The organism is Paenibacillus sp. FSL R10-2199 (genome assembly GCF_038000235.1).
GTDB lineage: Bacteria > Bacillota > Bacilli > Paenibacillales > Paenibacillaceae > Paenibacillus_AQ > Paenibacillus_AQ phytohabitans.
This window is the reverse complement of record NZ_JBBOBO010000001.1, coordinates 4,905,089-4,918,379: the sequence shown is the minus strand read 5'-3', so window position 1 is coordinate 4,918,379 and position 13,291 is coordinate 4,905,089. Positions and strand designations below refer to the sequence as shown.

Genomic DNA, 13,291 nt, shown 5'->3' with positions numbered 1-13,291 from the left:
AAGGGATGGTAAAGATTATATGGGTATAGGACTTAGTTTGACGCTCGTGGCAATTTTGATTATTTTAACCGCATTTTTTGTAGCAACGGAGTTTGCAGTAGTGAGATTAAGAGGAAGCCAGGTCAGCCAGATGGTACTCGACGGGAAGAAGAATGCGCTAGCGGTACAGCGGGTATCTGCTAACCTCGATGGATATCTGTCTGCTTGTCAGCTTGGAATCACCATTACTGCACTCGGGATCGGGGCGTTGGCAGAGCCTGCATTTGAGCAGCTGCTGATACCATTGTTCGACCTGACGAACCTGAGCCACAGCGTTAGTGAGCCTATTGCTTATGCACTGGCCTTCATTATCGCCACATTCCTGCATGTCGTTGTCGGTGAACTTGCACCGAAGACGGCCGCTATAAACATTCCGGAGAAAATCGGTCAGATTACCGCACCGCTGATTATTTGGTTCTACAGAGTATTGTACCCTTTGATTTGGATCATGAACGGTTCCGCCAACCTGCTCGTCCGTATGTTCGGAATGAAGCCGGCCAGTGAACATGGCGATGCCCACAGTGAAGACGAGATCCGCCTGATCTTGTCCGAGAGCTATGAGAGCGGCAAAATCAACAAAGCGGAATACGGTTATGTGAACCGGATCTTCACCTTTGATGAAATGCTGGCCAAAGAAATCATGGTTCCCCGGACAGATATGGTATGTCTGTTCACCGACCACTCGCTGCTGGAGAATATCTCTATTATCCGCAAGGAGCAGTATACGCGTTTCCCTGTAGCAGACGGAAGCAAAGACAATATCATCGGTATGATTAATACCAAGCAGCTGTACCTGCAATATGACAACAACCCTGATTTTGATTTCAAAAGCCTGATTCTGCCGATTCTTACCGTATCGGAAGTAACGCCGGTGAAGACGCTGCTGACCCGTATGCAGAAGGAGCGCGTGCATATCGCCCTTCTGCTGGATGAATACGGCGGAACCTCCGGCCTCATTACGATTGAAGACATCCTGGAAGAGATTGTCGGTGAGATCCGCGACGAATTCGACGGGGACGAACGCAGAAATGTAGAGAAGCTGAGCGAGACCCATTATCTGTTTGACGGCAATGTGTCTCTGCTGGAGATCAAAGATCTTACAGGTCTTGATTTCCACGACGACGAAGTGACTACGATCGGCGGATGGCTGTACAGTCACCTGGAAGAGCCGGTTGTCGGCAAAAGCCATGTGTATGAGCATGTCACTCTGACTGTGCGTGAGATGAACCGCCACCGTATCCGTAAGGTTGAGATCAAGATTGATCTTCCGGTCACCGAAGATGCCGCAGTACACAGCGACTAAAGCGGATAGATACGCTGCAGTAATACAGAAAGGCGCTTCCCAGGGGAAGCGCCTTTCTTGCATACTTTGGTGAGTACTAACGTAATCACGCCTATAATTAATACCATTAACTATATAGAGGCGGGGTTAAATATTTTACTCATATAATATTCGTCTACCCATTCCCCATCCACCAGCAGCGACTTTTTCTTCACGCCTTCAATCTCAAAACCATACCTCGTATACAGCGCAACAGCCCGCTCATTATGCTTCATTACCGTAAGCTCCAGACGCACAATGCCGCTCCGGTTCGCCCACAAGTCCATCTCATGGAACAATCCGCTGCCGATTCCCATGCCCTGATATTGCTTCAGGATGCCGATGACTATATAGGCACTGTGTTTATTGCGGCTGACGCTTCCTCCCCTGACTGACAGGTATCCCGCCAGCTCACCGTCAGCTTCGGCTCCGATCAGGATAGAGGTTTGAGCATTCCCGAAGCTTGCGATCATTTCTTCCACCTGCGGAATTCCGGTCTGCCTCTCTCCGGGTGCAAGCAGCATATACGAAGTTTCCTGATCCAGCCGGTGCTGCAGACTTAAGAGTGCGGCGGCGTCTTCAGGAATCAGTTCCCTCAGTATGATATCCATTACATTCCTCCTGCATTTAGACCGGTATGTATTTTTTGAAAAGCTTGCTTCCCTCTCCGTCGTACCCCAGGCGCTCGTAGAAGCGGTGGGCATCCGTGCGGCAGCTCTTGCTGGACAGCATTACCTTAAGGGCGCCTCTGGCCGCTGCTGCCTCTTCTGCGAATTGCATCAGTGAGGCTCCAATTCCCTTGCCGCGCAGCTGCGGGTCAGTTACAACACGCTCTATGACTCCGAACGGGCGGTCACCGCTAAGCGCATCCATGCACAAGTGCAGATGTAACGTACCCGCTACCTCCCCGTCTTCTTCGTATACGATCAGCAGGCTGTCCGGATTATTGGCAATTTGGCTGATTCTTTGCGGCGATACTTGGATATCCGTGTGCTCCGGCAGCAGAATCCGGTACAGCTTCTCTAAGCCGTAGGCATCCTCCGGTGTGGCTTCTCTTATCATTCGCAATACTCCCTGTATTATAATTAACAACATTAATCAATATAGTTAATGCAATTAATTAGTTGGTTGAACGGCAAATCATCAGCACATTCCCGTCCGGATCTTTGAAATTAAACCAGTGATCATGTTCAATATCCGTGAGAATTTCAGCTCCGGTAGCTTTAACATAATCATAGGCAGCATCAATGTCGTCGGTAAGCAGATGGAAGGAAGGCACCTTCAGCACAGCCTCGGCTGTAAAAATTCTGCTGTCGAGCACGATTCCCGGACCCTGCATCGGCACGTCATACAGATGCCCGAACAAAATTTCACCGTCTAGCGGCAGTCCAAGCAAGCTGCAATACCAGTTTTTGGACCTTTCGATATCACTAACCGGGATGAAGACAGCGCCAACCTGATTCCGTATGGGACTTGTCACAGCAAGTAGAGCCTCCTCTAAAAGTACAGTAGTAGGTGGAGCCTTTAATCATTTCGATAAAATATGTCAATTTCCTGCCTCTTTGGTGACGGGAATATAAGTTATGCTATAATCTTGTCAGATCCTATCCAGATGTCAGGAGAATGAGACTTGGCTAACCTATCCTTTGGGTATCTCAGGCTGACGCCGCCCAAAATACTATCACTGGGCTTTGTAATACTAATCGCGGCCGGCACCCTGCTTCTGTGTCTCCCTGCTGCTTCTACCGGCGGAAGAATCTCTTTCATTGATGCACTGTTCATGGCAACCTCAGCGACCTGTGTAACCGGACTTGCTGTCATCGACACAGGAACGCAGCTGACGGCTTTTGGACAGATTGTATTGCTCGTGCTATTCCAGTTCGGCGGTCTCGGGTTCGTTACGATGGCGACGCTGATCACGCTGGTGCTGAACAAGCGGATCTCACTGAAGGAGCGCCTGCTGCTGCAGGAATCCATGAATCAGAATTCCATGCAGGGAATTGTGAAGCTGATCCGCCGGGTGCTGATCTACTCGCTGGTGATTCAGCTGACCGGGGCCATTCTTCTTGCCGCAAGATTTATGATGGACATGCCTTTTGGCAAAGCAGCGTATTACGGAGTATTCCATAGTATATCCATCTTCAACAATGCCGGATTTGATCTGTTCGGGGATGTTCACGGGCCCTTCAGCGGTTTAACCCGCTATGTCGAAGATCCGATTGTGAATATTACCTCCATGCTGCTGATCTTCCTCGGCGGTATCGGCTTTATTGTATTATCTGATGTAATCGACTTTCCGAAACGTAAGCGGCTGACTCTTCATTCCAAGGTAGTCCTTACCACTTCTGCTGCTCTCATTGTGATTGGCGCGGCTATTTTCTTCTGGCTGGAGCTGAATTCCACGCTGAAGCCGCTGCATGCCGGAGGCAAGATAATGGCTTCCTTCCTGCAGGCGATTACGCCACGCTCTGGTGGGGTGACAACGATCGAGATCCCGCTGCTCCGTGAATCCACGCAATTCCTGATGATTCTGCTGATGTTTATCGGAGCAGCTCCCGGCTCCACCGGCGGCGGAATTAAGATTACCACCTTTGCGATTCTGGCCAGCACAGCCTATGCCAAGCTTCGGGGCAAAGAGGATATCGTAATGTTCCGCCACCGGATCTCGAAGGAGAATGTCTACAGGGCGATTACCATGACCCTGCTGTCACTGATGCTGGTGGTCATCTCGACCATGCTGCTGTCCGTGACGGAAAGTGCGGATTTTCTGACCGTGCTGTTCGAGGCAGTCTCCGCTTTCGGTACTTCCGGTATAACAATGGGACTGACTACAGAGCTGACAACAATCGGTAAGGTGCTGGTGATCATTCTGATGTTTGTCGGCCGGACAGGACCGCTTACACTTGCTTATGCACTCAAACCGAAGAATAGTAAGGAACTCTACCGGTACCCTGAAGGCAATATTACCATCGGCTAAACTCTGCGTTACCTTTGAAATGTGAAATGCGACCCTGTGCGGCAAGATTATTCTGCCGGAACGGAGTCGCATTTTTTAATAACAGCTTGTACATAGAAAGGCTATTGTATGACAAGGCTATCCGGAAAGGGTCTAGGCTTCCTCTTCCGGAATCTCCTGAGTGTCGAGTGCCGCGTCCAGCAGCTGATTGTATACATCGTCATCATTCTCCAGCAGGGCATCCACCTCAAGGAACTGCTCTTCACTTCCCGGTTCACCGGCGAAGCTCAGGCTGTAATCCCATTCGGTTCCCCGTGAACTGAAGAAAGTGATCTCATAAGGGGAGCTGTGATTCTCCAGTGTAAACACCGTTCTCCCGACAAAACTTCTATCCTCTACGCGTTTCATTTCTGCTTTGGTGATTTCTAGGTTCATACTCTTTCCTTCCTTTCATCTGATCATGCCCACAATATTCAGTATAACATTGATATGTAAGCAATTCCTTTCCTTTTGCGCTGTAATTGACTTTTTTCATCCGGCGGTTAATAATTTAGTACAATGCTTATTCCGAGCTAAAATTATGGTAATGGAGGAAATCGCAATGACTCAAACAGAGCTTCAATCCAAGCTAAGTAAATATGCTGATCTGGCTGTGCAGATCGGTGTAAATGTTCAGCCGGGGCAAATCCTGGTCGTGAACGCTCCGATTTCCGCAGCCGAGTTCGTCCACCTGATTACCGCCAAAGCATATGCCATCGGCGCAAGCCAGGTCAAGGTTAACTGGAGTGACGAGTTCATTACGCGCCAGCAGTTCGAGCATGCTTCACCGGAAGTGTTCACCAAGGCTCCAACCTGGTACGCGGGTGAAGTAACCGAATTCGCCGAGAACGGTGCTGCATTTCTGAACGTTATTGCCGAGAATCCGGACGCGCTCAACGGCATTGATCCTGAGCGGATTGCCAACTTCCAGAAGACCCGGGGGGCTGCACTTACGAAATACCGCGAAATGCAGATGTCCGATAAAGTCAGCTGGAGCATTGTAGCCATCCCGTCCCAGCCTTGGGCAGACAAGGTATTCCCTGACGTGCCTGAAGAAGAGCGCGTAGATAAACTCTGGGAGGCAATCTTCCACACCGTACGCCTGGACCGCGAAGACCCTGTAGCCGCATGGCAGGAGCATCTGGATACGCTGGAGCAGAAAGCGGATGTTCTCAATGCGAAGAAATACAAAAGCCTGCATTACATAGCACCTGGAACCGACCTTAGTATCGAGCTGCCTGAAGGCCATATTTGGGCGCAGGGCGACAGCATCAATGCTAAAGGTCATTCTTTTGTCGCCAACATGCCAACTGAAGAAGTGTTCACGGCTCCGAAGAAAACCGGCGTTAACGGTACTGTCAGAAGCACGAAGCCGCTCAGCTACGGCGGGAATATTATTGACGGCTTCTCGATTACCTTTGAACAGGGCCGGATTACCAGCGTAAGCGCCGAGCAAGGCCAGGAAGCCCTGGAATATCTGATCAGTCTCGATGAAGGCGCCAAGTACCTGGGTGAAGTCGCACTCGTGCCGCACAACTCGCCGATCTCCGACTCCAACATCCTGTACTTCAACACCTTGTTTGATGAGAATGCGTCCAACCATCTGGCGATCGGCACCGCATATGCCTTCTGCCTCGAAGGCGGCAAAGAAATGAACCAGGATGAGCTGATCGCCCATGGTCTCAATACCAGCGTAACCCATGTCGATTTCATGATCGGCTCAGCAGAGATGGATATTTATGGTATCACGGCTGACGGTACGCGTGAGCCTGTATTCCTGAAGGGCAACTGGGCATTTTAATGCCTTTTCTACTCCATATTACAAAATAGAAGATCGTGAAGGGAGCTGAAATCATGCTGGATTTCAAGCAAAAGCTCGAAAATTACGCCCTGCTCGCTGTAAAGATCGGAGTCAACATTCAGCCCGGTCAAACGCTTGTAGTCAATGCGGATATCGTCTCCGCAGAGCTGGTACGGCTCATTGTACGCCAAGCCTATGAAGCAGGAGCAAAGCTGGTAAAGGTTAATTATACCGATGAATTCGTTACACGGACACGTTATGATCTCGCTCCATCCGAGAGCTTCCTCGAGCCGCCCAAGTGGCAGGCGGATGAGCTGGAGGATCTCGCGCGTAATGGCGCTGCGTTCCTGACCATTATCTCGGCTAATCCGGACTTGCTGAGCGGGGTAGAACCAAGCCGGATCTCTGATAACCAGAAGACTGCCGGCCAGGCCATGGCCCCTTACCGGGAGATGATGATGGCTAACCATGTCAGCTGGAGCGGCATCGCCTTCCCTTCTCCTTCATGGGCCGCCAAGGTATTCCCGGACGCTGCGCCTGAGCAGCAGATTGAACTGCTATGGGATGCAATCTTCAAAGCTGTGCGCGCAGACCAGGAGAACCCGGTTGCAGCCTGGAGCAGCCATCTGGGCGGCCTCAAGCAGCGCTGCGATCTGCTGAACGCCAAGAAGTACCGCAAGCTTCACTACACAGCACCGGGAACCGAACTGACGATCGAGCTGCCTGAAGGCCATATCTGGTGTCAGGCCGGTGCGGTGAACAGCCGCGGTATGTCCTTCCTGGCCAACATTCCGACAGAGGAAGTGTTCACGGCCCCGCTGAAGACCGGTGCGAACGGCAAGGTCAGCAGCACCAAGCCGCTTAGCTACGGCGGCAACATTATCGACCGTTTCACCTTGACCCTGGAGAACGGCAAGGTCACAGACTTTACCGCAGAGGTCGGCCAGGAGGCCTTGGCTTCCCTGCTGGCTATGGATGAAGGCGCGGCCTACTTCGGCGAAGTGGCCTTGGTGCCTTTCCACTCTCCGATCTCGGAGAGCGGCATTCTCTACTACACCACGCTGTATGACGAGAATGCTTCCTGTCACCTAGCGCTGGGTGCTGCTTATGCTTTCACGCTGCAGGACGGCATCAATATGACGAAGGAACAGCTTGCTGAAAGAGGCATGAACCAGAGTCTGACACATGTAGACTTTATGATGGGTTCCCCGGAGATGAGCATCGACGGAATTGCCGATGACGGCTCTGTTGACCCTATCTTCCGTAACGGAGATTGGGCTTAAGCTTTTGCCTGTGGATTGTAGCTTGAGGATTGTGGTTTGACGTTTGTTAATGAATTGTGGCCCCGCCGTTCCCCTTATGGGAGAATGGCGGGGTCATTTTGTATAAGAGAGCTATGGAGTTAGTGTATCGAGAATTTTCCGACTCAGATTCCGCTAAGTAACTTTGGCAGGGTGTGCTCCCATCGTACAGCTTGGAAATAGAATCGTTAGTTTCCTGCTTGTTCATTCCTCCAATAGCCCAAATTTGAAGATTAGCTCAAAGAATATTCACAATATTGTTGAATTTAATTCACAAATATGTCACAATACAATTAAGGATGGTATTTACAAGTTCCGCATCCAAAGTTATCACCAAGCTTCTGATGCCAGAATTGCGAAACGATGCTGGAAGTTTATGCTTACCAAACACTTAGGAGGGAATCCTGATGAAAGAATCTTTTAACCAAGAAGTGGATTCGACTGAACCGGAACGTCTGGAAGTCCAGGCCCCCAAAGACTTAAGTATCGTAGCCTCCGATGCAATCAAGTACACAGCCTACATCATGCTGCTGTTCGGGTTCTTGTACTTTTTGATTGCATACCTCGCCCCTATGCTATAAGGCTGCTTCAATATATACGCTTCCCCGTAAGCGCTTACGGCCGGTCTGTTCCTAAGGGAAATGGATTAGCCGTTTTATTTTGCAGATAGGGGTTCTAGAAACAGCCTCTCTAATCTGGCAACTACGGCTATACAAAAAAAAGTAGTCCCCGCTAATCTCGAGGACTACCATAATATGCTTATTTCCAGCCTAACGCTTTGCTGATCCAGGCTATCGCTTCCGGCGTCCAGCTCCCGTCCATTCTCGAACGCAGCCACGCCACCGCCTCTTCTCTCGTTCCTTCAAAAGATTCAATTCCCGCTTCGTTCATCCAGTGGCCCGAGGTTTCAAAAGAGGTACTGTTCCACCCGTTCGGCTCACCGTCCGCATTCAGCCGTTGCTTAACTCCGGAGATTACAATATCCAGAGTGCCCTGAAGCTCGGTTACAGCGTTGTCAAAAGCCGTTTTCTTCTCTTTGGCCTTCATATCAGCCATAGAACGGAGCTGGCGTGTCTCTATGCCTTCATGCTCCCGGATAATCTGCAATAACGTTAGCGCTTCTTGGGTAGCAAGACCGCTGTCATACCGCTCCTCCAGGGAACGCGGACTTCCTGCTGCCGCCAGATAAGCGGGAAGCCACTCACGGGATACCAGAACGGCTTTTTTCTTGATAAACTTTCCATAACCGGCCAATCCTTCTCCCGGAAATCTCACCCGCCAGCCCCAGGGGTCCAGCTCGGAACCGGTATGCCAGTTCTCCGCCAGGGTCAGCCCGTTTACAGAAGGATGCCCAGGGATCAACGGGGCCAGCGGTACGATCCCCAGCTTGGCCACAACCTCAGCCATCTCCTCAAATGTTGTAATACTCTCTAGGCTTTCTACACTACCCACTCATTCCGCCTCCTCGATGTAAATTCATTCAAGCTCATCTGCTCCCTCACCCATGCAGCGGATTCCGGCAATATAAGCGCGGATCAGCCGCGTAAGACTGACATTCAAGTCCAGCGGCATTCCGAAGCCGCCTTGATTCTCAAGGGCAGAGAACCCGTGCAGTATGCTGCGCAATCCCCGGACGGCGTGCAGGTTCCCTTCCTCATCCAGCCCAAAGCAGGACAGGACTTGAATAATCAGTGACAGGACCTTCCCGCCCGCAGCCTCCAGTGCGGTATCTCCCTGCTCAGGTGCTCTCAATGTTGTTTCGTACAGCCCCGGATGTTGTCTGGCAAATCCGATGTAAGCCTGACTCAGCGCATGAACGGCCTGTTCGCCCCGTGCGCCTTCCGCTGCCGCTGACATGGCGTCATAGAGCTGCTCCAGCCCGTGAATCGCCAGCAGTGTCCGCAGACCCGCGAGTCCGTTAATGTGATTATACAACGACGGCGGGCGAACGCCCAACTTGGCCGCCAGTGCAGCCAGCGTCACCTCCTGAACACCCTCATCAGCCAGCTCTGCTGCTGCCAGCACCAGAGTATGTGTGTCCAAACCGGCTCTAGCCATGCACCTTCCCTCCATTCACCAATACCCTGCCCGCCTCTGCTGCCGCATGTTTCATGGATTCCACCGGGTGCCTCACCAGATTTCCATGTCCTACAGCCAGCACTGAAGGCACTAGATCAATCAGCTTATAGGCACTGGCCAGTGCCTGCTCCAGACTCCATGTCGCCATAGCCGGAAAAGGAAACAACGGCACCTTCTTGCCGGACACAGCGGTTGCCCGGAAGGTCTGGAACGCATCTCCTACAATCAGTGCGCCACTGCGCTGATCCCGGAAAGACATAGATCCCGGAGTATGACCGGGTGTACTTATGGCCGTCAATGAGCCGATGATATCCCCGTCGTACAGCAGCACATCGGGCTTCGTTGCTATCTTGGACGGTACGCTGCCCTTAATCGGGGTCTGAAGCTCACCTGCCCTTAGCGAGCGGTCACCGGCCAGCAGCGCCGCATCCCGCTCCGAGATATAGACTTTGGCCTCTGGAACAAGCTTCTTGAGCGTATCCAGCGCCCCGACATGATCCATATGGCCATGGGTTAGCACGATCCGGGTAAGCGGCTTTTGAAGCCTGGCGGACTGTTGTAGAATACCTTGTAAACTATATGGCATGCCTGCATCTATTAGAGTAAGCTCCTCTTCTTCTTCGACCAGATAACAGTTAACGGGAAATAAGCGCGGCAGCCAGGTAAGCTGGTGCAGATACCCTTCTTGAGTTACTCTCATAAGGACCCTCCTTGAAACTAATGTAATTAGTTAAATAATAAACTAATATGATTAGTTTTACAAGTGGCACTTGTATTTTCTACATATGTACTGAAAAAACGAGGGTTAAATCCCCGCCGATTGCGGATTCTTCCTAGTTCTCCGAATCCAGCGTTTTGTCGGCATTTTTATTGGGTCGCTTGATCATTAGCCACTGCAGCGCGGTAATTCCTAAGAAGAAAACCATTATGTACATTATATATTGCATTTAGGATATAAAATAAACACCATCCGCAAGGAATGGTGCCTATGGCTCCTGAAACTATTGTAATGCCTGTCCGTCAGCCGAAACGGCCCATAATATATTCCTGGGTCATCTGATTCTCCGGATTGCTGAAGACCTTCTCGGTCTTGTCATATTCCACAAGCGAGCCCAGATAGAAGTAGGCTGTATAATCCGAGATCCGCGCTGCCTGCTGCATGTTATGGGTAACGATTACGATCCGCAGCTCTTCCTTCAGTTCCTTAATCAGCTCCTCCACCTTGCCTGTCGATACAGGATCAAGTGCTGAAGCCGGCTCATCGAGCAGCAGGATCTGAGGGTTTACCGACAATGCCCGGGCAATACACAGACGCTGCTGCTGTCCGCCGGACAATGCCAGTGCAGAGTCCTTCAAGCGGTCTTTGACCTCATCCCACAGGGCGGCGCGGCGCAGGCTGCTCTCCACGATTTCATCCAGTGCTTTTTTGCCTTTAATTCCATGATACTTAGGACCAAAAGCGATATTGTCATAGATGGATTTATAAAAAGGGTTCGGCTTCTGCCAGACCATGCCGATTTTTTGCCGCAGCTTAATGACATCTGTTCCTGAAGCATTGATATCTATACCGTCAATCCAGATGCTGCCTTTGGTAGTCGAGCCGGAGATATCATCATTCATCCGGTTAAGAGAACGGAGAAAGGTTGATTTCCCGCAGCCGGAAGGGCCGATCAATGCTGTTACCGTATTCTGGGCGAAGGGAAGACTAATTCCTTTAACCGCCTCATAAGTGCCATAAAAAATACTCAGATCCTCAGTTTGAAATGATTCGCGTACCACCGGTTCCGCTATGCCCATCTCTTACTCCTCCTAAAAGTTTTGTCAGCATCCGCTTCTTGCATCACCTTCGCAAAACTTGCTTCGAAAGCATACACTTAGTTTTGTCAGCATCCGCTTCTTATTAGCCTAGTTCATTCTCTTGGAAGCGGTAAGCTTGCGGTAGATGAATCTGCCGAAGTAACGGGCAGCCAGGTTGAAGATTAATACGGTCAGCACCAGCACTGCCGAAGCACCTGCTGCGATCTGCAGCGCATCCGGCGCCAGACCTTCGCTGTTGACCTTCCAGATATGAACCGCCAGTGTTTCTGCCGGACGGAACGGGTTAAGCGGTGAAGAAGGACTAAGCGGATTCCAGTTGCTGAAGTCCAGACGCGGACTGCTCATCCCCGCCGTGAACATCAATGCCGCCGCTTCACCGAAGACGCGTCCGGCGGACAGGATCGTTCCCGTAATGATCGTTGGCAGAGCTACCGGGAGCAGTACCGAAGTCACAATCTTCCACTTGGATAAACCAAGCGCGAAGCCTGCTTCCTTCTGCTGCTTAGGCACCGTGCGGAAAGCCTGCTCGGTGATACGAACCATCAGCGGAAGGTTGAAGAAGGTAAGCGCGAGTGCTCCCGAGATCAGGGAGAATCCGAGATTGAAGGTATTGACGATCAATAAGAGACCGAACAGACCGACGATGATGGACGGGAAGGAAGATAACACTTCCACAACCAGACGGATGAAGTTAGTCAGTCTGCCGGGACGGGCATATTCTGCCATGAAGATCCCCGCTCCAAGTCCAAGCGGTATAGTAATAATAAGGGTCAGCACCAGCAGGAACAGGGAGTTGAAGAGCTGAGGTCCTACCCCGCCTCCTGCACGGATCTTCTGTGGTGCCGAAGTCAGGAAGTCCCAGCTGATATGACTCATCCCGCGGATGAGGATATATCCAAGCAGGCCAACCAGAATAGCTACGATAAGCAAAGCGAACGTTACAATAATAGCAGTGGCAATTTTGTCTGCTGTTCTCGGCTTCAAATTTTATTTCTCCTTTCGAGCATTCTAACAAGCAATACGAATACAAATGTCATCAGCATAAGCACGAGAGCCATGCTCCATAGCGCGTTGTTCTGCGGTGAACCCATCGTCGTGTTCCCCATACCCAGCGTAATAACACTGGTCAGAGTAGACGCGGATTCGAACAGCGAACGCGGCACAAAAGGAGCATTACCGATAACCATCTGTACAGCAAGTGCTTCACCGAATGCACGGGCCATCCCCAGTACCACCCCCGTCATAATAGCCGGGAAGGTCGTCGGGAGAATGACACGGGAGATCGTCTGCCAGCGAGTGGCACCGAGCGCAAATGAGGATTCTTTCAAGTTTTGCGGCAAAGAAGCAAGCGCGTCTGCAGCCACGCTGGTAATGGTCGGCAGGATCATCACCGACAGTACTAGCGCGCCTGCAGCAACCCCGATGCCCTGTCCGGGCAATGTATTCCGCAGAAAAGGCACAATGACACTTAAGCCAACGAATCCGTATACGACAGACGGAATACCTGACAACAGCTCAATAACCGGCTGCAGCAGTTTTTTGCCCCACCCAGGGACGATTTCAGTCATAAATAATGCGGCGCAGATGCTAAGCGGACTTGCGATAAGCGCGGCAAGCAGTGTTACCAGGAAGGAACCGGCTATAAACGGAAAAGCTCCATAAGAAGGCGTATCCGCTTCAGGCGACCATTTCGTGCCGAACAGGAAATCGGAAACCTTAACCTCACCGCTTACAAAGTTCGCAATTCCTTTAGAGGCTACAAAATAAACCATCGATACAATGATTACAATCAATAGCAGTACACAAAAGGACATATAAGCGCGTCCGATAAAATTCTCTATATGATGTTTTTCAAACCGCGTTTTCTTTGGTTTTACCCTCAAGATGCTCCCTCTTTCTAAAGTGAAAAGAGAGGCAGAAGAAATCCGCCTCTAATC

The 13,291-nt window shown here is 50.9% G+C and carries 15 protein-coding genes; 5 read left to right on the top strand and 10 right to left on the bottom strand.

Annotated features, from left to right (window positions below):
- The first annotated feature begins 19 nt into the window (after positions 1-19).
- Entirely contained in the window at positions 20-1,342 is a 1,323-nt protein-coding gene (locus NYE33_RS21710; RefSeq protein WP_341067467.1) for a hemolysin family protein, read from the top strand.
- Between the two features lie 110 nt (positions 1,343-1,452).
- Here the strand turns inward: NYE33_RS21710 and NYE33_RS21705 are convergent, their stop codons facing one another.
- The 3 genes from NYE33_RS21705 to NYE33_RS21695 are packed head-to-tail and all read right to left on the bottom strand — an operon-like array spanning position 1,453 to position 2,840.
- Positions 1,453-1,971, bottom strand: a complete 519-nt coding sequence (locus tag NYE33_RS21705; RefSeq protein ID WP_081970028.1) for a GNAT family N-acetyltransferase — start codon at positions 1,969-1,971, stop codon at positions 1,453-1,455.
- Positions 1,972-1,987: 16 nt separating this feature from the next.
- The gene (locus tag NYE33_RS21700) at positions 1,988-2,422 is read right to left on the bottom strand and encodes a GNAT family N-acetyltransferase (protein ID WP_042137698.1); all 435 of its coding nucleotides are present in this window, start codon (positions 2,420-2,422) and stop codon (positions 1,988-1,990) included.
- Between the two features lie 58 nt (positions 2,423-2,480).
- The gene (locus NYE33_RS21695; protein ID WP_042137700.1) at positions 2,481-2,840 is read right to left on the bottom strand and encodes a VOC family protein; all 360 of its coding nucleotides are present in this window, start codon (positions 2,838-2,840) and stop codon (positions 2,481-2,483) included.
- Positions 2,841-2,990: 150 nt separating this feature from the next.
- Here NYE33_RS21695 and NYE33_RS21690 point away from each other — a divergent pair, with 150 nt between their 5' ends.
- The gene (locus NYE33_RS21690) at positions 2,991-4,337 is read left to right on the top strand and encodes a TrkH family potassium uptake protein (protein WP_341067465.1); all 1,347 of its coding nucleotides are present in this window, start codon (positions 2,991-2,993) and stop codon (positions 4,335-4,337) included.
- A gap of 132 nt (positions 4,338-4,469) precedes the next feature.
- Here the strand turns inward: NYE33_RS21690 and NYE33_RS21685 are convergent, their stop codons facing one another.
- Positions 4,470-4,751: a hypothetical protein gene (locus NYE33_RS21685; protein WP_039298880.1), complete on the bottom strand. Its 282-nt coding sequence runs from the start codon at positions 4,749-4,751 to the stop codon at positions 4,470-4,472.
- A gap of 166 nt (positions 4,752-4,917) precedes the next feature.
- Here NYE33_RS21685 and NYE33_RS21680 point away from each other — a divergent pair, with 166 nt between their 5' ends.
- From NYE33_RS21680 to NYE33_RS21670, 3 genes are all read left to right on the top strand, one after another.
- Positions 4,918-6,156 carry an aminopeptidase gene (locus NYE33_RS21680; protein ID WP_341067463.1) on the top strand — a complete coding sequence of 413 codons (1,239 nt, stop codon included), beginning with the start codon at positions 4,918-4,920 and terminating at the stop codon, positions 6,154-6,156.
- 53 nt (positions 6,157-6,209) lie between these two features.
- A complete protein-coding gene (locus NYE33_RS21675; protein WP_341067460.1) occupies positions 6,210-7,439 on the top strand; it encodes an aminopeptidase in 1,230 nt (409 codons plus the stop codon).
- 425 nt (positions 7,440-7,864) lie between these two features.
- On the top strand, positions 7,865-8,038 hold the full coding sequence (locus NYE33_RS21670) for a hypothetical protein (protein ID WP_156118649.1): 174 nt from the start codon (positions 7,865-7,867) through the stop codon (positions 8,036-8,038).
- Between the two features lie 178 nt (positions 8,039-8,216).
- Here the strand turns inward: NYE33_RS21670 and NYE33_RS21665 are convergent, their stop codons facing one another.
- The 6 genes from NYE33_RS21665 to pstC all read right to left on the bottom strand — a co-directional run bounded on the left by NYE33_RS21665 (position 8,217) and on the right by pstC (position 13,237).
- The gene (locus NYE33_RS21665) at positions 8,217-8,909 is read right to left on the bottom strand and encodes an AlkZ-related protein (RefSeq protein ID WP_341067458.1); all 693 of its coding nucleotides are present in this window, start codon (positions 8,907-8,909) and stop codon (positions 8,217-8,219) included.
- 24 nt (positions 8,910-8,933) lie between these two features.
- A complete protein-coding gene (locus tag NYE33_RS21660; protein WP_341067457.1) occupies positions 8,934-9,515 on the bottom strand; it encodes a TetR/AcrR family transcriptional regulator in 582 nt (193 codons plus the stop codon).
- The gene (locus NYE33_RS21655) at positions 9,508-10,236 is read right to left on the bottom strand and encodes an MBL fold metallo-hydrolase (protein ID WP_341067455.1); all 729 of its coding nucleotides are present in this window, start codon (positions 10,234-10,236) and stop codon (positions 9,508-9,510) included. Before NYE33_RS21655 ends, NYE33_RS21660 begins: the two co-directional genes overlap by 8 nt.
- A 320-nt stretch (positions 10,237-10,556) precedes the next feature.
- Positions 10,557-11,333, bottom strand: coding sequence for a phosphate ABC transporter ATP-binding protein PstB (gene pstB, locus NYE33_RS21650; RefSeq protein ID WP_039298903.1), 777 nt, complete (start codon positions 11,331-11,333; stop codon positions 10,557-10,559).
- 108 nt (positions 11,334-11,441) lie between these two features.
- Positions 11,442-12,338 carry a phosphate ABC transporter permease PstA gene (gene pstA / locus NYE33_RS21645; protein ID WP_042137714.1) on the bottom strand — a complete coding sequence of 299 codons (897 nt, stop codon included), beginning with the start codon at positions 12,336-12,338 and terminating at the stop codon, positions 11,442-11,444.
- Positions 12,335-13,237, bottom strand: coding sequence for a phosphate ABC transporter permease subunit PstC (pstC, locus tag NYE33_RS21640; protein ID WP_039298909.1), 903 nt, complete (start codon positions 13,235-13,237; stop codon positions 12,335-12,337). Before pstC ends, pstA begins: the two co-directional genes overlap by 4 nt.
- Positions 13,238-13,291: the final 54 nt, after the last annotated feature.

Coding starts and splice junctions, on each gene's coding strand:
- NYE33_RS21700 (WP_042137698.1), bottom strand. CDS start 2,422: ATGATAAGAGAAGCCACACCGGAGGATGCCTACGGCTTAGAGAAGCTG.
- NYE33_RS21710 (WP_341067467.1), top strand. CDS start 20: ATGGGTATAGGACTTAGTTTGACGCTCGTGGCAATTTTGATTATTTTA.
- NYE33_RS21680 (WP_341067463.1), top strand. CDS start 4,918: ATGACTCAAACAGAGCTTCAATCCAAGCTAAGTAAATATGCTGATCTG.
- NYE33_RS21660 (WP_341067457.1), bottom strand. CDS start 9,515: ATGGCTAGAGCCGGTTTGGACACACATACTCTGGTGCTGGCAGCAGCA.
- NYE33_RS21670 (WP_156118649.1), top strand. CDS start 7,865: ATGAAAGAATCTTTTAACCAAGAAGTGGATTCGACTGAACCGGAACGT.
- pstB (WP_039298903.1), bottom strand. CDS start 11,333: ATGGGCATAGCGGAACCGGTGGTACGCGAATCATTTCAAACTGAGGAT.
- NYE33_RS21655 (WP_341067455.1), bottom strand. CDS start 10,236: ATGAGAGTAACTCAAGAAGGGTATCTGCACCAGCTTACCTGGCTGCCG.
- NYE33_RS21705 (WP_081970028.1), bottom strand. CDS start 1,971: ATGGATATCATACTGAGGGAACTGATTCCTGAAGACGCCGCCGCACTC.
- NYE33_RS21685 (WP_039298880.1), bottom strand. CDS start 4,751: ATGAACCTAGAAATCACCAAAGCAGAAATGAAACGCGTAGAGGATAGA.
- NYE33_RS21675 (WP_341067460.1), top strand. CDS start 6,210: ATGCTGGATTTCAAGCAAAAGCTCGAAAATTACGCCCTGCTCGCTGTA.